This window comes from Arthrobacter sp. PvP103 (genome assembly GCF_017833075.1).
In the GTDB taxonomy this organism is placed as follows: domain Bacteria; phylum Actinomycetota; class Actinomycetes; order Actinomycetales; family Micrococcaceae; genus Arthrobacter.
In genome coordinates this window covers 2,119,947-2,137,639 of record NZ_JAFIBQ010000001.1, presented here as the reverse complement: position 1 = coordinate 2,137,639, position 17,693 = coordinate 2,119,947, and the positions used below count along the sequence as shown (strand labels likewise).

The window sequence follows — 17,693 nt, the reverse complement described above, 5'->3', positions numbered from 1 at the left end:
GTAGGGAACTTCCCGCCGTGACCGCAGGGCCGCCGTCGCGCTGTTTTCCCCGGGGATCACGCGGATTTGGCCTCCGGCGGCACCGGGCCGGCGGGGGCAATCGAGTCGGCTGTGACGGCCAGTACCTCGCGGGCGGCGAGGATGGCGGGCCGCTTGGCGCTGGACCTCCGCACGGACGTGAAGACGGTCCGGTGCGGGTTGCCGGGCAGCAGCAGCAGCTGCGCCGACGTTTCCCTGCCGGTCCAGACAAGATCGGGCATCAGGCCCACGGCGTTGCCGGACTCAATCAGCCGGATCTGCGCCTGCAGGTCCGCCGTTTCGTACCGGACGTCAGGCTCGAAACCCGCGCTGCGGCAGGCCTGTTCAGCCCAGTGCCGGGACGCCGCACCCCGGGGCTCCATCACCCAGGCCAGGTCCGCCGTGTCTTCGAGCGAGCGGACGGGCGGCATGCCCTTGTCCGCTCCGGGTACGGCCAGCCGGATGGCGTCCCCGGTGAGCCGGAGGCGGTCCAGTTCCGCGTAGCGCGGGGCGGCATGGCCGGGGTACTGCTCGGCGATGACCAGGTCAAAGTCCCGGGCCCATGTTTCATGCAACGCCGTTTCCGGCTCCCGCTGGACCATCTCGATCCTGACTTCAGGATAAGTCGCCGCCATCCGGGTCAGGGTGCCCGGCATCAGTGCAAGGGCGGCGGACTGGAAGACGGCTATCCGGACCGTTCCGGAAACTGTGGTCAGGCTGGCGGCCAGATCGGCCTCGGCCTGTTCCAGCGTTTCAAGCAGGTGGGCAGTGTGCGCCACCAGGACTTCGGCTTGCGGTGTCAGCTGGACCCGGCGCCCGGTCTTGCGCAGCAGCTGCACCCCGGCCTCCTTCTCCAGCAGTGCCAGCTGCTGCGAAACCGACGAGGGACTGTATTGGAGGGCATCCGCCACCTCGGCCAAGGTTCCACGGATCTTGAGTTCACGGAGCAGCCTCAACCGCCGGACGTCGAGCATCGCTGTTCCTTCGCTAAATCTAATGAATATTAATTAGGAGAATTCACTTTATCTAATGCAATTGGGCTTGCATACTAAACAGACTGAGTTACCCCCATCACAGGGCGGATTGATGGGTCCACATCTAAGCAGGAGTCCCTGATGAGCACAAAAGATTTAGCCCAGTCGATCATGCGGCGTAAGCCTATTGACGACATAGAAGAAGAAAATAAACACAGCGGGTTGATGAAAAGCCTGGGCCTGTGGCAGTTGACGGCCATCGGCGTCGGCGGCATCATCGGCGTCGGCATCTTCTCCCTGGCGGGCCTCGTCGCCCACGGCAGCGAAAGCGAGCCGGGCGTGGGGCCGGCGGTGCTGTTTTCCTTCCTGATTGCCGGCCTTGCCTCTGCGGCCGCCGCGTTGTCCTACGCGGAATTTGCCGGCATGATTCCACGTGCGGGCTCGGCCTACACCTACGGCTATGTGGCCCTTGGTGAAGTGATCGGCTGGTTCATCGGCTGGGACCTGCTCCTTGAGTACATTGCCATTGTGGCCGTCGTGGCCATTGGTATTTCCGGCTACTTTGACGCGTTCCTCTCCGGCATCGGGGTCCACATGCCCGTCTGGATGACATCCACCCCGGACGAGGGCAAGGGCGGAATCGTCAACATCCCGGCCATCGTCGTCTGCCTCATCGTGACCTGGATCCTGTCCCGCGGCACCCGGGCGTTCGGCCGGTTTGAACTGGTGGCGGTGGCCATCAAGGTTGTCCTCATTCTGTTCATCATTGGCCTGGGCATCTTCTACATCGACACGAACAATTACAACCCGTTCATGCCAAGCGGCTTCGGCCCGGTGCTGGCTGGTTCGGCCACCGTGTTCTTCGCTGTCTTTGGCTACGACGCCATGAGTACCGCGGCAGAGGAAGCCACCGATGGCAAGAAGCACATGCCGAAGGCGATCATCCTCTCGCTCATCATCGCCATGTTGCTCTACGTGGCGGCCACGCTGGTCCTCACCGGCATGCAGAACTACAAGGACATCGATCCGAAGGCCGGATTCGCCTCCGCGTTCACCGGCGTCGGCCTGCCCGTCATTGCCACCATCATCTCCGTGTTCGCGGTGCTGTCCATCCTCACCGTGATGCTGACCTTCCTCCTCGGGGTCACCCGCGTATGGTTCTCCATGAGCCGCGACGGCCTGCTCCCGGGCTGGTTCTCCAAGACGGACCATCACGGCACTCCGCAGCGCGTCACCTGGATCGCCGGTGTTGCTTCGGCCCTGCTGGCAGGCGTCTTCCCGATCAAGGCCGTCGCAGACCTGACCAACATCGGCATCCTGGCCGCGTTCGTGGTGGTCTGTTTCTCGGTGATCGTCTTCCGCTACAAGAAGCCGGACGCTCCGCGCGCCTTCCGGCTGCCCTTCATGCCCCTGGTTCCCGCATTCGGTGTGCTGGCCTCGGCCTTCCTGATGTTCCAGCTGCACTGGGAAACCTGGCTGCGCTTCGGCATCTGGCTCGTGGTCGGGCTGGTCATCTACTTCGGCTACGGCCGCAAGCATTCCCTGATGAACCCGGACAGTCCACGGCACGAAGAGGCCGTCGAGATGCACCGCCCCCTGGCGTAGCCACCCAAAGCCCTCTCGCTTCCTGCCACAAACAACCGGACGCTCTCTCAGATCCGGTGCCATATCGACGAACCCTCTCTCACCCCGGTGGGAGGGGGTTCGTCGTTTCCGGCAGGAAGTGAGAGAGGGTCCGTCAGAAAGGGGCAGGAAGTGAGAGAGGGTCCGGGTGGTTTCCGAACGTTCGGGCGGGATTCAGAATCATCGGATTTTCTAACCTGTATTGCTCAGAAAACGTCGCTTTATCTTAAGTTACGGCAGGCTCATACTGGTGGAAAGAAGGTCCTCACCAACGGAAAGAACGAGTGTTAGCCATGACCCATATTTCTACGGAGCCCGGTGTCCTCGCCGGAAAGACGGTCACCGAAACGGCCCCCGCGGGCGGTTCCCACGTACCCGAGGCCCAGGCCCTGGCCGGGGATACCATCGGTCTGGTGCGCCACTGGTTGACGGAGGCCGCCAAGGTTCCCGTGGACGCCTCCGCTGAACAGCTCGCCGGCGTGCTGAAGGACCCCAACGGGCTCGACTTCACGGTCGGCTTCGTCGACGGCGTGGTCCGCCCGGAAGACCTGCATGTCGCCGCCCGCAACCTGGCAGCACTGGCCCCGAAGGTTCCCGCGTTCCTGCCCTGGTACATGCGCAGCGCCGTCCGTCTTGGCGGCACCATGGCGCCCGTCCTGCCGCAGGTCGTTATCCCGGCGGCCCGGAAGGTGCTCCGCGAAATGGTGGGCCACCTGATCGTCGATGCCACGGACGCCAAGCTTGGTCCGGCCATCGCCAAGATCCGCAAGGACGGCATCAAGCTCAACGTCAACCTCCTCGGCGAAGCCGTCCTCGGTGAGCATGAGGCTTCCCGCCGGCTCGAGGGCACCCACACCCTGCTGGCACGGCCCGACGTGGACTACGTCTCCATCAAGGTGTCCTCCACCGTCGCCCCGCACTCGGCCTGGGCCTTCGACGAGGCCGTGGAGCACGTCGTCGAAAAGCTCACTCCCCTCTTCGCCCGCGCCGCGTCCTTCGCCTCCGGCGGGCAGAAGGCCAAGTTCATCAACCTGGACATGGAGGAGTACAAGGACCTGGACATGACCATCGCGGTGTTCACCCGGATCCTGGACAAGCCCGAATTCAAGGACCTCGAGGCCGGCATCGTGCTCCAGGCCTACCTCCCGGATGCCCTCGCCGCCATGATCCGCCTGCAGGACTGGGCTGCTGAGCGCCGCGCCCACGGCGGTGCCGCCATCAAGGTCCGGGTGGTCAAGGGTGCCAACCTGCCCATGGAACAGGTCGAATCCTCCCTGCACGACTGGCCGCTGGCCACCTGGGGCACCAAGCAGGACTCGGACACCAACTACAAGCGTGTCATCAACTACTCGCTGCACCCGGACCGGATCAAGAACATCCGGATCGGCGTCGCAGGCCACAACCTTTTCGACATCGCCTTCGCGTGGCTGCTCGCCAAGCAGCGCGGTGTGGAGTCCGGCATCGAATTCGAGATGCTGCTGGGCATGGCGCAGGGCCAGGCTGAAGCGGTCAAGAAGGACGTCGGCTCGCTGCTCCTCTACACGCCCGTGGTGCACCCGGCCGAATTCGACGTCGCGATCGCCTACCTGATCCGCCGGCTCGAAGAAGGCGCCAGCCAGGACAACTTCATGTCCGCCGTCTTCGAACTCTCCGAAAACGAAGTGCTCTTCGAGCGTGAGAAGCAGCGCTTCCTTGCCTCTCTGGCAGAGCTCGACGACGAAGTCCCCGGCCCCAACCGCCGGCAAAACCGCAGCCTCCCGGCCGAGCCGATGCCGCATGACTCCTTCGAGAACACTCCGGACACTGACCCGTCCCTGCCCGCCAACCGCGACTGGGGCCGGGCCATCCTGGAACGCGTTCCGTCCTCCACGCTGGGCAATGCCTCCGTGGAAGCGGCCACCATCACGGACGCTGAGACCCTCAACACGGTGATCGCCACTGCCGTCGAAAAAGGCAAGGCCTGGGGCGCCCTCAGCGGCGCCGAGCGCGCCGCCGTCCTGCACCGCGCCGGCGACATCCTGGAGGCCCGCCGCGCGGACCTGCTCGAGGTCATGGCCAGCGAAACCGGCAAGACCATCGACCAGGGCGACCCCGAGGTCAGCGAAGCCGTGGACTTCGCCCACTACTACGCCGAGTCCGCCCGAAGGCTCGACGACGTCGACGGCGCCACCTTCGTGCCCGCGAACCTCACCGTTGTGACCCCGCCGTGGAACTTCCCGGTGGCCATCCCGGCAGGCTCCACCCTCGCGGCACTCGCCGCCGGCTCCGCCGTCGTGATCAAGCCCGCCAAGCAGGCCCGCCGCAGCGGTGCCGTGATGATCGAAGCACTCTGGGAAGCCGGTGTGCCCCGTGACGTCCTCACCATGGTCCAGCTGGGCGAACGTGAGCTCGGCCAGCAGCTGATCTCGCACCCGGCCGTGGACCGAGTGATCCTGACCGGCGGCTACGAGACCGCCGAACTGTTCCGCTCCTTCCGCAAGGACCTGCCGCTCCTGGCCGAGACCAGCGGCAAGAACGCCATCATCGTCACGCCCAGCGCAGACCTGGACCTTGCCGCCAAGGACGTGGCCTACTCGGCCTTCGGCCACGCCGGACAGAAGTGCTCCGCCGCCTCGCTGGTGATCCTGGTGGGATCCGTGGCCACTTCCAAGCGGTTCCACAACCAGCTGATCGACGCGGTCACCTCACTCAAGGTTGGCTACCCCGCAGACCCCGCCAGCCAGATGGGTCCGATCATCGAACCCGCCAACGGCAAGCTCCTGAATGCCCTCACCACCCTCGGCGAAGGCGAAAACTGGGCCGTTGAGCCGCGCAAGCTCGACGAAACCGGCAGGCTCTGGAGCCCGGGTGTCCGCTACGGCGTGCGCCGCGGATCCTACTTCCACCTCACCGAGTTCTTCGGCCCGGTGCTTGGCGTCATGACGGCGGATACCCTCGAGGACGCCATTGCCATCCAGAACCAGGTGGAGTACGGCCTGACCGCCGGCCTGCACTCACTCAGCACCGAGGAAGTGGGACTCTGGCTGGACACCATCCAGGCCGGCAACCTCTACGTAAACCGCGGCATCACCGGGGCCATCGTGCAACGCCAGCCGTTCGGCGGCTGGAAGAAATCGGCCGTCGGCGCCGGTACCAAGGCCGGCGGGCCCAACTACCTCGTCGGCCTGGGCGAATGGGTCAGTAAAGCCAGCACCGCGGGCGGAGCATCGGCGGCCGTGACCAACTCCGGCGTTCGCCGCGTGTTGGGTGCCGCGAAGGGCTCACTGGACGCTCCCGCCGTCGAAGCCCTGGAGCGTGCTCTGGCCTCCGACGCCCTTGCCTGGGTCGAAGAGTTCGGCACCGCCAAGGATGTTTCCGGGCTGAGGGCGGAGCGGAACATCTTCCGCTACCGCTCCCTGCCGGTAACGGTCCGCCTCGCCGAAGGCGAGCCGGTGGCCGCCTTGGTCAGGACAGTAGCCGCCGGCGTCCTGGCCGATTCGGCACTGACGGTTTCCACCGCCGTCGAGCTCCCCGCTCCGCTGCAGGCAGCGCTCGCCGCCCTGGACATCACCGTCACGGTGGCGGACGACGCCGCGTGGCTGGCTTCCGCAGCCACGCTCGCTGAGGCCGGAAAGCTGTCCGGCGGTCGGATCCGGCTTCTTGGCGGCGACGCGAAGGCACTGGCTGAAGCCACCGGTGGACGTCCGGACCTGGCCATCTACGCCCACCGGGTCACCGAAGCCGGCCGCGTGGAACTGCTGCCGTTCCTGCATGAGCAGGCTGTCAGCATCACTGCGCACCGGTTCGGGACGCCCAACCACCTCTCGGACAGCCTGATCTAAGGGGCTCCTTTTCTCAAGGGGTTGGGGGCCGCCTTGCCAGTGCTGGTTCCAGCCAGAAATAAATCGCCGCCGTCAGGCACCCTCGGGTGCCTGACGGCGGCGATTTATTTGCTGACGTGAAACTGTGTAGGTGAACGGCACCAACCGTTATTAGCCCAAGTACCAGCCTGGCGGCACCCACGAGGCAGGGACCGAGTGTGCCGAAAATTCTTCGCATCCGGTGCAGAAATACGTGACTTCGCCCGGCTTCCGGAGCGTGCCGTCGTGCCGGTACTTTGCCGGGACAAACGTCTCCAGGTAAATGAATTCATCCGTCCCGCAGCGTTCGCAGTAGGGGCTGCCTACAAACTCGGTGTCCACCAGGGTGGCGGCGGGGTGCGGTTCGCGCTGACTGACCAGATCAGCGTGTGCGCTTGTTTCGTGGTGTGCCGGCGTGTTGCGGTGCGTCCCTACGGCCAGCGGGCGTACCGTTTTGAGGGAGTGGACTGTATTTGAGACTGAAAGATGCGGGTGGTTCGTGGTTGGCGTCATAGCATGCCTATCCCGAACTTTGTCCGTCAGGCGCCCCAGGGCAGCGTGGGCGGACACGGTTCGTCATCGAATCGTTGTCAGCGGCTTCTGCTTAACCTTTAACAAAATTCAGCATAATTTACGCACGTAATAACTTCAATCACTTACGTGGAATAACCACTTGCCCGGGCCCGACTACCTACTTACTTGGTCAGCTCCAGTGGCTTCACCCAACGACAGGTACGAAAGCCTAGGCGGGTCGCTTCAGGGTGCGCCCTACAATCGCCTGGGTTAGCGCATCGATTACTTCGGCATTGGCTAAGGGATTTCGGATCAGGGTGAAGTCGACGTCTCCCACGGGAGGCAGGTCAAAGCGGCGGGTGATGATCTTGAGGTCGTCCGGAACCAGCGAGGACGGCATCACGGCGACTCCGATTCCCGCCCGAACAGCGGCCAGGACCCCGCTGATCTGCCGGGTGGTGCACGTGATTCGCCAGGTCCGTCCCCGGGATTCCAGGGCGTCGATGGCAAGCTTCCTGCTGAGGCTGGGCGACGGGTAGGCGATCAGCGGTACAGGGTCTCCGGGCTCCAGCACCGTCTGCTCCAGGCCCACCCACGCGAAGGCGTCGTGCTGGACCACCGTTCCGTCCTTGGCGCCGGCCACCCATTTCACGAAGACCAGGTCAAGTTGGCCGGCATTCAGTTTCCGGTAGAGCTGATCGCTCTGGCCCACGGTGAGTTCAAGGTTGATCTGTGGATAGATCTGGCGGAACTCACGGAGGATACGGGGGAGCCCGGTGATCGCGAGGTCGTCCGCCGTCCCGAAGCGGAGCCGGCCGCGCATCGCGGACCCGGAGAAATAGCGGGACGCGGCATCGTGGGCCGCAAGGATGGTCCGCGCGAAGCCGGCCATGGCATCGCCGTTGTCCGTCAGCCGTACGTCCCTGGTATCCCGGGCAATCAGGACCCGCTTGGCCGCGGCTTCCAGCTTGCGCACATGCTGGCTGACCGTGGGCTGGGCAAGCCCCAGCCGTTCCGCCGCCTTGGTGAAGCTGAGGGTCTCTGCAACCGCCAAAAATGAGCGGAGCTGGGCGGGTTCAAACATGGCACTCCTGCGGGGCTGGGGAATGACTATTGCGGTTCGCAATGTTAGTTATAGGAACAATACGCTTCCACAATCCCATCGGGCCACCATAGCGTGGACGTATCCCGCCCGCCCGCAGCTTTGAGGATTCCCTGTGGCACCCCCTCCGCCTTCCACGGCAACCGTCAGCCAGCCCGTCATCGATTCCGCCGCATCTCCGCCGCTGCAGAACGCACCGCAGACCCTGCCGCAGCCGCGGGACGTCACTCAGCCGATCGCCGTCGTCAGCGAACGCCTGCCCTGGCGCCACACCTTCATTTCCCTCCGCGTCCCCAACTTCCGCATTTTTGCCATCGGACACTTCATCGCGGTGATCGCGCTCTGGATGCAACGGATCGCGCAGGACTGGCTCGTGCTGCAGCTTTCCGGCTCCGTCACGGCGGTCGGCATCACCGTGGCGCTGCAGTTCATGCCGTCGCTGGTGCTGGGGCCGTGGGGCGGGATGATGGCGGACAGGTTCCCCAAACGGAAGATCCTCATCCTCTGCCAGTCGGTGGCCGCCGTGCTTGCCGCCGCCCTTGCCGTCCTGGCGCTGAGCCAGCGCATCGAAGTGTGGCACGTCTACGCGATCGCCCTGGTCCTGGGATTGGTCACCGTGCTGGACCAGCCGGCCCGGCAGGTCTTCGTCAACGAACTCGTCGGCCCCACGTACCTGCGCAACGCCATCAGCGTGAACTCCACGACCTTCCAGCTGGGCGGCCTGATCGGGCCCGCACTAGCCGGGCTCCTGCTCACCGCGGTGGGTGCCGGCTGGGCCTTCGCCGCCAATGCCGTGGCCTGCTGTTCCACGGTGGCAATGCTGCTGCTCCTGCGCAAGGACCAGCTGTTCATCACTGCGCCCGCGCCGAAGCGCAAGGGCATGCTTCGGGAGGGGCTACAGTACGCGCTGAGCAAGCCCACCATCTACTGGCCCTGGCTGATGGCAGGGTTCATCGCAGTTTTCGCCATGAGCCTGCCGGTGCTGCTGGCCGCCTTCGCGGACAACGTGTACGACGCCGGCGCCGGAGGCTACGGCCTGCTGAACGCGCTGGTGGCGCTGGGTGCGCTCGCCGGGGCTGTTACCTCCACCCGCCGCCGGCAGCTGCGACTGCGGTCGGTGGTGCTGGGTGCCGGAATGTACGGGCTGATGCTCTGCCTCGCGGCCCTGGCGCCGTCCATGGTGTGGTTCGGCGCCGCCATGGTGCTCTCCGGATTCTGGTGCCTGATGTTCCTAACCGCGGCCAACCAGCTGGTGCAGATCAGTTCCAACATGGGAATCCGGGGACGCGTCATGAGCCTGTACATCATGGTGCTGATCGGCGGGCAGGCCATCGGCGGTCCCATGATGGGCTGGATTGCCGAGCACCTGGACCCGCACACCGCCATCCTCGTTTCCGGCGGGGTGCCGGTCCTGGCAGCGGTGACTGTCGCCGTCGTACTGGCCCGGCGCGGTGAGCTGACCCTCAAAGTGAACCTCAGGGACCGGCACCACCTCATCCGGATAGTCAGCCGGAAGGCAAAGAAGCCGGGGCGCGGGCCCTCAGGGCCGGCGCCCCGGCCCGCTGCTACGCGTCCAGAGGGGCGTGCGGGTACTCCGCCTGCCGCTGCTGGAACTGCAGCACGTCCTTGTTGAGGATCTCTCCGCCGCGGATTTCGATGGCACGGGCGATCGTGTCGTTTCCGGCCCAAGCCTCGGGGCCGGAAATGACGGTTTCCAGGAAGGGGAGCAGCGCCTCGCTGATCTCCCAGCTGGAGGAGTTCCACAGGTAGGAGGGGCTGTGGTCCACCGCGTAGTAGTCAATGTGGTCGCCCACGGTGGGCATGGGCTCGGCGAACGTGGTGGTTTTCGCCCAGCTGAAGCCCATTCCCTCGTCGCAGGAAACGTCCACGATCAGGCTGCCGGGACGGAACGCGCTGAGGTCCTCTTCACGCAGGTACGTTAGCGGGGCGTTGGGGTCCTGGAGCGTGCAGTTGACCACGATGTCGCTTTCGGCCAGGAACGGCGCCAGCGGAACCCTGCCGCGTTCGGTGATGACCTGGCTGAGGAACGGCGCCTTGTCGTCATGGTCGAACTGGGCGATCCGCACCGAGTGGATGGGCGAACCCACCGCGGCGACGCCCCGGTTGGTTAGCACCTGGACGTCGTGGATGCCGTGGGCGTTCAGCGCCGTGACGGCACCGCGGGCTGTGGCCCCGAAACCGATGACGACGGCGGTGAGCCGCCGGCCGTAGACGCCCGTGGAACCGGTGAGGGCAAGGGCGTGGATGACCGAGCAATAGCCGGCCAGTTCGTTGTTCTTGTGGAAGACGTGGAGGCCGAAGCCGCCGTCGCCCGCCCAGTGGTTCATGGCCTCGAAGGCGATCAGCGTGAGCTTCTTGTCGATGGCCAGCTGGGTGATGGCGCGGTCCTGGACGCAGTGCGGCCAGCCCCAGAGGACCTGGCCGTCGCGGAGTTCCGCGAGGTCCTCCGGCTGCGGCTTGGGCAGCAGGACGACGTCGGCGTCGGCAATGATTTCGCCGCGGGTGGCAATCCGTCCCACGAGGGAGGCCAGATGGGTGTCCGAAACGCCGAACCGTTCGCCGTAGCCCTGTTCGAGGATGATGTTCCGCCGCAGTTCGGGTGCGATGCGGTCCAGGTGGAGGGGGTGGAGCGGGAGCCGGCGTTCGTCAGGTTTGCGCGTGCTGGCGAGGACTCCGAGGCTGAGATGGTTCGCGGAACCGGTCACTTCTTTTTGGGGCTCGCTGCCTTGGTGGCGGTTGCCTTGTCGAGGGAGCTCGGCGGCGCTGCGGCTGCCCTCTTGTCGGCGCGTTTTTCCTTGATGGATTTGCCGGATTTCGCGGATGCTGCTTGACGCGGGGACTTGTCAGCCATGATTGCTCCTGTAGCGGAACCGAAGGGGTTCCTGACTTCTGACGATACAGGTAGCCGCCTAATGCCCGGCGGAAGGAATGGAGCGGCTGACGGGAATCGAACCCGCGTATCAAGCTTGGGAAGCTAGCGCTCTACCATTGAGCTACAGCCGCAGAGGGACCAGCCACTTACCTCGGCCATGTCCCGGTTGCGTCAACCGGATTTACTTTACCCCAGCCGTGCGCACTCCCAGAACAGGGACACGACCGTCGGGCGACAGCATGCTTTCGATAACTCTTCGGTCCGTTCGATAACTGTTCGGTTAAGGCACGGCCGTGGCCGCTGGGAAGCAGTCCGAGCTGACTATCCTATTGGGGTTAGCTGCAGTATCAGGGGAACGGGCTACGCAAGAAAGCTGTCCGACAATCAAGGGATCCCCGTGGCATTTGCAGAGTACGAGGTCGTCGTGGAACGCGATGCCATGACCGTGTACCAGTTCCTGCAGGACGGGCTGAACCTTCCCTCGTGGCGGGAAGGGATCCGGAACATCGAACTGCGTTCAGGTGCGCTGGGAGCCTGCGGCGCGGTCTACCAGCAGACCCTGGCCGGCCCTGCGGGACGCCCCATCGCCGCCGACTTCCAAATCACGCAGCTCCGGCCGGGCGCCGAGATCCAGTTCCAAGTGGTTGCCGGCCCGGCGCGCCCGCACGGCGGCTATTACCTGAGCACCGAGGGAACAAGCACCCGGGTCAGGTTCGCCCTGGAGTCGCGGCCCAAGGGACTGGCCGGGCTGATGGACTTCATGATCCAACGGACCATGAAGTCGGAAGTCGCGCAGTTGGAACGCCTTAAGGAAGTCCTGGAAGCCCGGCCCGCGGAGCCGTAACCCGCGAGACCCGCGCGCAGGGTAAGGCGGCTATTGCGCGAGGCGCTGTCCCGCCCACGTTCCGGGGATGGACGACGGCGACGTCAAGGCGCCCGTGCTGAGGTCCCAATACTGCACCACGTCGCCGGCTCGTCGGAGGGCCAGTCCCGTTGAGTTCAGGCCCGTGACATCCCGCAGCGGACGGATGGCTGTAACGTCCGACCATCCGCTGGCCACCACAGCCCGGGTTTCGGCGCGCGGTGCCGGCGCGCCCGAGCCGCGGAAGAGCCGGACATAACCGTCCGACTGCCGGGCCAACAGGTCCTGGAAGCCGTCGCCGTCGTAATCCGCCATGGCCAGCCGGTTGGCTGAAACGCCGGACGCCATCAGAGTCCGCTGCACAAGGTCCGCTTTGCCCCGGTTGGGGTACAGCCAGAGGTTCCCGGAGGTGTCCAGCGCCACCAGTTGCGGGAGGCGGTTGTTGGCACACCAGCCCCCGACCGCCAGGGTCATTCCCGCCCACCCGGACTGGCCCAGTGTCACGCCTGGAAGGAATCCGCCGCCCACCGAGCCGGCGTGCAGCGTGACCCTGCCATCAGTCCACTGGACCAGGATGTCAAAGACTCCGTCCCGGTCCCAGTCGGTGACAAAGAGTTCCTTTGCGGAGCCGAATCCGGTCCCGATGACCTGTTGTGCGCCGTATTGCCGGTTTCCCAGGGACGGGCGGTTGATGAGTTCCCCGGATGAGTTCACCGACACGAGGTCGCCGGGACCCTTGATCGCGGCCGCCGCAAGGTCCGCCGACGGCGGCATGTGCCGCACCAGCGGATCGCACACGCTGGCGGGCTGTACGGGCATTTCAGTGCTGCCGCCCGGGCTGCTGGTGGTTCCCGCGGGCAGCGTGCCGTATCCGAAGAAGTCCACCACGCCCCACATGGTGTAGCGGTTGGGCGTGGTCTGCCAGTTGCCGTCCGTGAAGGTGATCCCGATCCCCATCACATTGAACCGCGGGTCCTTCAGGATTGCATTGTGGGCGGGCGAGCCCTTCCACCACTCAACAAGCTGGGCGGCGTCGCGGTCCCAGCGGACGGCAATGACCTCGCCGGCGCCATTGGTGGGGCTGAGCGCCCGCGAATCGGTCCAGAAGCTCGAGCGGTGCTCGATCACTTCCCGGGCCGCGATGCTGTCGGACCACTCCTGGGCCATGGCGGCCACTGTGGCGTGGTACTTCACGGCGGGCAGTCCGAACGAAGCCCGGTAGCTGTTGATGGCTTTGAACACCGCCAGGATTTGGGACGACGCGTCGTCCCTGACGAGGGCCTGCGTCGTCAGTGATTCGGTTCGGAGGGCTTCGGTGCCCGCCGTGGGTGCAGGCCGGGTCTGCAGCCCGGCCTGGGTGAGGGCCGCCAGGTCGGCGTCGGTGGCGGACAACGGGGGGACGGACGCCGGCTCGGGAGGGGAGTCTCCTGCTGGCAGCGGCGGCGTGTTGGTGGAGAGTGTGCCGGCGCCGCCACCGGCGCCGGCCGTTCCTGAGGTATTGACCAAAGCGGCAGTTGTGCCGTCTGGGTCCCCTTCCCTGACCGCCGGGTCCACGGCGGGGGCGAGGCGCTGCCCTGGTGTGTCATCCGCGGTGCCCGTGCCGGCGTCGTACACGAACGATGGCGGGCCGAGGGCGACGCTTTGCGCCTGCTGGTCCGCCACGGCGGACACATCGGGTTTTGGGCTTGAGGAAGGTCCCCCCAGCTGGCCGGCCGCAGGCGTGATGAGTGCCAGTGCGCAGATCATGGCTGCCAGTGTCCGTGCCGAAATCTTCCTCAAGCCAACCCCAGATCCGTCGGTGCCGCCTCCTTCAGGGCGAAGGCAACCCGTCACAGCCGCAACATCAGACTCATCCTGTATCGGAGATGACGTTTCTTATCAGCAGTAACAGTAACCCCGGGCAACGGGCGCGGCAATGGTGCGGTATTTTTGAGTGTGCTGATCTCTGACCGCGATATTCGTGCCGAAATTGATTCCCAACGGATTGTCCTGGATCCGTACGACCCGGTGATGGTCCAGCCGTCGTCCGTGGACGTCCGGATCGACCGGTTCTTCCGGTTGTTCGACAACCACAAGTACGCGCACATCGACCCTGCCGAGGACCAGCCTGAGCTGACGCGCCTGGTGGAAGTTGACCGCGGAGAGCCGTTCATCCTTCACCCGGGCGAGTTTGTGCTGGGCTCCACTTATGAAACCGTCACCTTGCCGGATGACATTGCGGCACGGCTCGAAGGCAAGTCCTCGCTGGGCCGGCTGGGGCTGCTGACGCACTCCACCGCAGGGTTTATCGATCCCGGGTTCTCCGGCCACGTCACGCTGGAGCTTTCCAACATGGCCACGCTGCCCATCAAACTGTGGCCCGGCATGAAGATCGGCCAGCTGTGCTTCTTCAAGCTCAGCTCCGCCGCCGAATTCCCCTACGGCTCCGGTGAGTACGGCAACCGCTACCAGGGCCAGCGTGGTCCCACCGCCAGCCGCAGCTACCTGAACTTCCACCGCACTGAGATCTGAGAGAGCGTGCCCGAAAAGGCGGCAGGATCTGAGAGAGCGTGCCCGAAAAGGCGGCAGGATCTGAGAGAGCGTGCCCGAAAAGGCGGCAGGATCTGAGAGAGCGTCAGATGGGGCGGGCGGCCGGCCGCGGTTTTGCCGGGCGGCGCAGCATCTTCACAACCGGCTCCACGTAGCGTGCCGCCAGCGGACCCATGATGGCCATGATGAGCACGTAGGCCGTGGCCAGCGCCGCGAGATCGTGCGGCACCACACCGGAAGCCACCGCCAGGCCGGCAATGACGATGGAGAACTCACCGCGCGCAATCAGCGCAGCTCCCGCACGGAACCGGCCCGGCAGGCCAATTCCTGCCCGCTTGGCCGCCCAGATTCCCGTGATCATTTTGGTGGCGGCGGTGAGGACCGCCAGGATCAGCGCCCACCCCAGTACCGGCGGGATGGATGATGGATCGGTGTTGAGGCCGAAGACCACGAAGAAGATGGCCGCGAACAGGTCCCGGAGGGGTTCGAGGATCCGGGTAGCGCTGTGAGCCGTGGCGCCGGAAATGGCGATGCCCAGCATGAACGCCCCCACCGCGGCCGAGACCTGCATGGCGGCGGCGAGACCGGCAACCAGGAGCGCCGCGCCGAGAAGGTTCAGCAGGAACACCTCGGAATTTTCGCTGTGTACTGCCTTGGACACGTGGTGCCCGTGCCGGAGGGCCACTACCAGCACCACAGTGACCACAGCGAGCGAAATTCCGACGGTCTGCAGCCCCACCAGGAAACTGACCCCGGCCAGCGTGGCAGTGAGGACGGGCAGGTAGACGGCCATCGCAAGGTCCTCGAAGACCAGGATGGACAGAACCACAGGGGTCTCGCGGTTACCGATCCGGCCGAGGTCCGTAATCACCTTGGCTGCGATGCCGGAGGACGAGATGTACGTGACGCCGCCCATCACCATTGCTCCCACCAGGCCCCAGCCCAGCAGCACGGCCAGGCCGGCCCCCGGAATGAAGTTCAGGACGAGGTCCAGGACGCCGGCCTTCCACGACCGCCGGAGGCCGGTGACCAGTTCAGCCGCCGTATATTCCAATCCGAGCATGAGTAGCAGCAGGATCACGCCGATCTCGCCGGAAAGATGCGCGAATTCGTGCATACCTTCGAGCTTGACCAGTCCACCGGCGCCGAAAAACAGCCCGCCCACCAGGTACAGGGGAATGGGGGACATCCCGATCCGCCCGGCCAGCCTGGCCAGCAGGCCAAGGCAGAACACGACGGCCCCCAGTTCGATGAGGGTTAGCGCGAGCGGATCCATGCCGCTCAGCCGTTGCGCAGGATATCGGCTGCTGTATCGAGACCTTCTTGCGTGCCGACCGCCACGAGCAGGTCGCCGGGGTGAAGGACGACGTCGGGTCCAGGGGAGGGGAGCACCTCGCCTTCCCGCATGATGGCGACGATGGAGACACCGCTGCGGGTGCGGATGCAGGCTTTGCCCATGGGCTGGTTGTGGAACGGTGAGTCCCCGCCGATGGAGAACTGGCGGGTGACGATTCCCGGGATTTCGCGGTGCTCTTCGGAGAGCTGCATGGCCAGGCGCTGCCCGCCCAGCAGGTTGCCCAGGGCGGCGGCTTCTTCGGCCGTCAGCGGGATGGACGCCTGGCACGTGTCGGGATCGTCCCAGGTGGAAACAATCAGCTCGGTCTGACCCTCGCGGTATTCCACCACGCCGATCCGGCGGCCCGAAGCGGTCATGAAATCCTTGCGCCTGCCAAGGCCAGGGAGGTCTGTCTCATCCACGTTCATGGCACCAGCCTAGTCCGCGCGGACGGTGTTGGGGTGTCGAAACCTCGAATTGCCGGCGGGACCCTCAGGCCGCCGGAACCACGGCGATTTCCACCTTTCCGGGAGCCTTGACCGGAAGCAGCACCAGCAGCCCGGCGAGGAGCACCACCATGATGCCGAGGATCCCCCAGCGCTGGGCTTCGCCGGGTGCCACGAGCGGCGACGCCACCGCGATGCAGAGCGTGAAAAGCGTTGGCGCCAGGAAGCTGACCGCCCGGCCCGTGGTGGCATAGAGGCCGAAGAGCTCCCCGGATTCGCCATGCGGCGCCAGCCGGGCAAGGTACGCGCGGGAGGAGGACTGCGCCGGTCCAACGAAAAGGCACAGGAACAGCCCGAACACCCAGAACGTGGTGGTGCCCGGCCAGGCCTGGCCGAAGAAGACATAGCTGCCGTTGCCCAGGACCAGGATGACGGTGCCCGCAACCAGCAGGCCGGCAAGCGAGCCGATGATGACGGCTTTGGGTCCGATCCGGTCATCCAGGAAGCCGCCGATCATGGCTCCGACGGCCGCAACGACGTTGCCGAAGATGGCAAAGAAGATGACTTCCTTCAGCTGGAAACCGAAGGTGCCCGCAGCGATGATCCCGCCAAAGGTAAAGACGGCGGCCAGGCCGTCGCGGAAGATGGCACTGGCAAGGAGGAAGTAAATGGTATGCGGGCTGGTCCGGTAGATCGCCTTGATGCGGCGCACCAGCAGGCCGTAGGAAGCCAGGAACCCCAGCTTCGGGCCCCGCTGCGGCCTGCGCAGTTCCGGCACGGCGAACAGGACGGGCAGCGCAAAGATGAAGAACCAGAGGGCGGAGAACACCGCCACGAGGCGGATGTTGAGGCTGTCTTCGGTGGACGCCCCGAACCACGCGAAGCTGGGCTGGACGAACAGCTGCAGCACGATCAGGAGCGCGACGATGCCGCCCAGGTAGCCCATGCCCCAGCCGAAGCCGCTCACCTTCCCGATGTTCTTCGGCGTCGAAATCTGCGCCAGCATGGCGTTGTAGTTCACCCCGGCGAATTCGAAGAAGACGTTCCCCAGCGCGATCAGTGTGACGCCCAGCAACAGGAACTCCGGCCGCGGAAACACAAAAAAGCACAATCCGGTCAGGACCGCGACGGCGGCCGTGTTGACTCCCAGCCACAGCTTCCGGCGGCCGCCGGTGTCCGACCGCTGGCCCGTCACCGGCGCCAGAAGGGCGATGGCCGCCCCGGCGATCGCCAGCGCACCGCCGAGCACAGCGGAGGCCTGGTCCTCGCCGCCGAAGGCGTTGGACGTCAGGTACACCGTGAAGACAAACGTGGTCATCACGGCGTTGAAGGCCGCCGAGCCCCAGTCCCAGGCGGCCCACGCAAGGACCTTGCCCTTGCTGGTGGCCGACGTTCCGGACTCCAGTTCGGACGGGGGCTGGGTAGCCGCGGAAGCGGCAACGGGGTTCATAGGCTGAATGCTATCCGCCCCTGGCGATACGACGAACCATTTGCAACGGCGAGTGAACAGGCGGTGGAAACTCTCCGGCGGCAGGGAGAATCCGCCCCGCGCGGCACT

The 17,693-nt window shown here is 65.5% G+C and carries 14 protein-coding genes and 1 tRNA gene; 5 read left to right on the top strand and 10 right to left on the bottom strand.

Annotated features, from left to right (window positions below; all coding sequences use genetic code 11):
• Nucleotides 1-56 precede the first annotated feature (56 nt).
• On the bottom strand, nt 57-992 hold the full coding sequence (locus JOE41_RS09805; RefSeq protein WP_011693709.1) for a LysR family transcriptional regulator: 936 nt from the start codon (nt 990-992) through the stop codon (nt 57-59).
• Nucleotides 993-1,133: 141 nt separating this feature from the next.
• Here JOE41_RS09805 and JOE41_RS09800 point away from each other — a divergent pair, with 141 nt between their 5' ends.
• Nucleotides 1,134-2,597 (top strand): amino acid permease, encoded by a 1,464-nt coding sequence (locus JOE41_RS09800; RefSeq protein WP_011693708.1) that lies wholly within the window; start codon nt 1,134-1,136, stop codon nt 2,595-2,597.
• A gap of 311 nt (nt 2,598-2,908) precedes the next feature.
• Complete coding sequence (locus JOE41_RS09795) at nt 2,909-6,436, top strand: bifunctional proline dehydrogenase/L-glutamate gamma-semialdehyde dehydrogenase (protein ID WP_209752219.1); 3,528 nt, start codon at nt 2,909-2,911, stop codon at nt 6,434-6,436.
• A gap of 150 nt (nt 6,437-6,586) precedes the next feature.
• On the opposite strand, the gene JOE41_RS09790 is transcribed toward JOE41_RS09795, so the two are convergent.
• Both JOE41_RS09790 and JOE41_RS09785 read right to left on the bottom strand, forming a co-directional pair.
• Nucleotides 6,587-6,967, bottom strand: coding sequence for a hypothetical protein (locus JOE41_RS09790; RefSeq protein ID WP_011693706.1), 381 nt, complete (start codon nt 6,965-6,967; stop codon nt 6,587-6,589).
• 229 nt (nt 6,968-7,196) lie between these two features.
• Nucleotides 7,197-8,051, bottom strand: coding sequence for a LysR substrate-binding domain-containing protein (locus tag JOE41_RS09785; protein ID WP_011693705.1), 855 nt, complete (start codon nt 8,049-8,051; stop codon nt 7,197-7,199).
• A gap of 133 nt (nt 8,052-8,184) precedes the next feature.
• On the opposite strand from JOE41_RS09785, the gene JOE41_RS09780 reads away from it, so the two are divergent.
• Nucleotides 8,185-9,702: an MFS transporter gene (locus JOE41_RS09780; RefSeq protein WP_209752218.1), complete on the top strand. Its 1,518-nt coding sequence runs from the start codon at nt 8,185-8,187 to the stop codon at nt 9,700-9,702.
• On the opposite strand, the gene JOE41_RS09775 is transcribed toward JOE41_RS09780, so the two are convergent.
• The 3 genes from JOE41_RS09775 to JOE41_RS09765 all read right to left on the bottom strand — a co-directional run bounded on the left by JOE41_RS09775 (nt 9,635) and on the right by JOE41_RS09765 (nt 11,093).
• Nucleotides 9,635-10,795 (bottom strand): N(5)-(carboxyethyl)ornithine synthase, encoded by a 1,161-nt coding sequence (locus JOE41_RS09775; protein WP_209752217.1) that lies wholly within the window; start codon nt 10,793-10,795, stop codon nt 9,635-9,637. The genes JOE41_RS09780 and JOE41_RS09775 overlap by 68 nt on opposite strands.
• Nucleotides 10,792-10,941, bottom strand: coding sequence for a hypothetical protein (locus tag JOE41_RS09770; RefSeq protein ID WP_198011525.1), 150 nt, complete (start codon nt 10,939-10,941; stop codon nt 10,792-10,794). Before JOE41_RS09770 ends, JOE41_RS09775 begins: the two co-directional genes overlap by 4 nt.
• A gap of 78 nt (nt 10,942-11,019) precedes the next feature.
• Nucleotides 11,020-11,093 (bottom strand) — tRNA-Gly (locus JOE41_RS09765).
• Between the two features lie 266 nt (nt 11,094-11,359).
• Between JOE41_RS09765 and JOE41_RS09760 the strand changes: the two genes are divergently transcribed.
• Complete coding sequence (locus JOE41_RS09760) at nt 11,360-11,806, top strand: SRPBCC family protein (protein WP_011693702.1); 447 nt, start codon at nt 11,360-11,362, stop codon at nt 11,804-11,806.
• A gap of 30 nt (nt 11,807-11,836) precedes the next feature.
• On the opposite strand, the gene JOE41_RS09755 is transcribed toward JOE41_RS09760, so the two are convergent.
• Complete coding sequence (locus JOE41_RS09755) at nt 11,837-13,603, bottom strand: CAP domain-containing protein (protein WP_209752216.1); 1,767 nt, start codon at nt 13,601-13,603, stop codon at nt 11,837-11,839.
• A gap of 156 nt (nt 13,604-13,759) precedes the next feature.
• Here JOE41_RS09755 and dcd point away from each other — a divergent pair, with 156 nt between their 5' ends.
• Nucleotides 13,760-14,335 (top strand): dCTP deaminase, encoded by a 576-nt coding sequence (gene dcd, locus JOE41_RS09750; RefSeq protein ID WP_043430109.1) that lies wholly within the window; start codon nt 13,760-13,762, stop codon nt 14,333-14,335.
• 103 nt (nt 14,336-14,438) lie between these two features.
• Here dcd and JOE41_RS09745 read toward each other — a convergent pair whose 3' ends face one another.
• The 3 genes from JOE41_RS09745 to JOE41_RS09735 all read right to left on the bottom strand — a co-directional run bounded on the left by JOE41_RS09745 (nt 14,439) and on the right by JOE41_RS09735 (nt 17,585).
• The gene (locus JOE41_RS09745; protein ID WP_011693699.1) at nt 14,439-15,629 is read right to left on the bottom strand and encodes a cation:proton antiporter; all 1,191 of its coding nucleotides are present in this window, start codon (nt 15,627-15,629) and stop codon (nt 14,439-14,441) included.
• A gap of 5 nt (nt 15,630-15,634) precedes the next feature.
• Entirely contained in the window at nt 15,635-16,117 is a 483-nt protein-coding gene (locus tag JOE41_RS09740; protein ID WP_011693698.1) for a cation:proton antiporter regulatory subunit, read from the bottom strand.
• A 64-nt stretch (nt 16,118-16,181) separates the two neighbouring features.
• Nucleotides 16,182-17,585, bottom strand: a complete 1,404-nt coding sequence (locus JOE41_RS09735) for an MFS transporter (protein WP_011693697.1) — start codon at nt 17,583-17,585, stop codon at nt 16,182-16,184.
• Between the last annotated feature and the right edge of the window lie 108 nt (nt 17,586-17,693).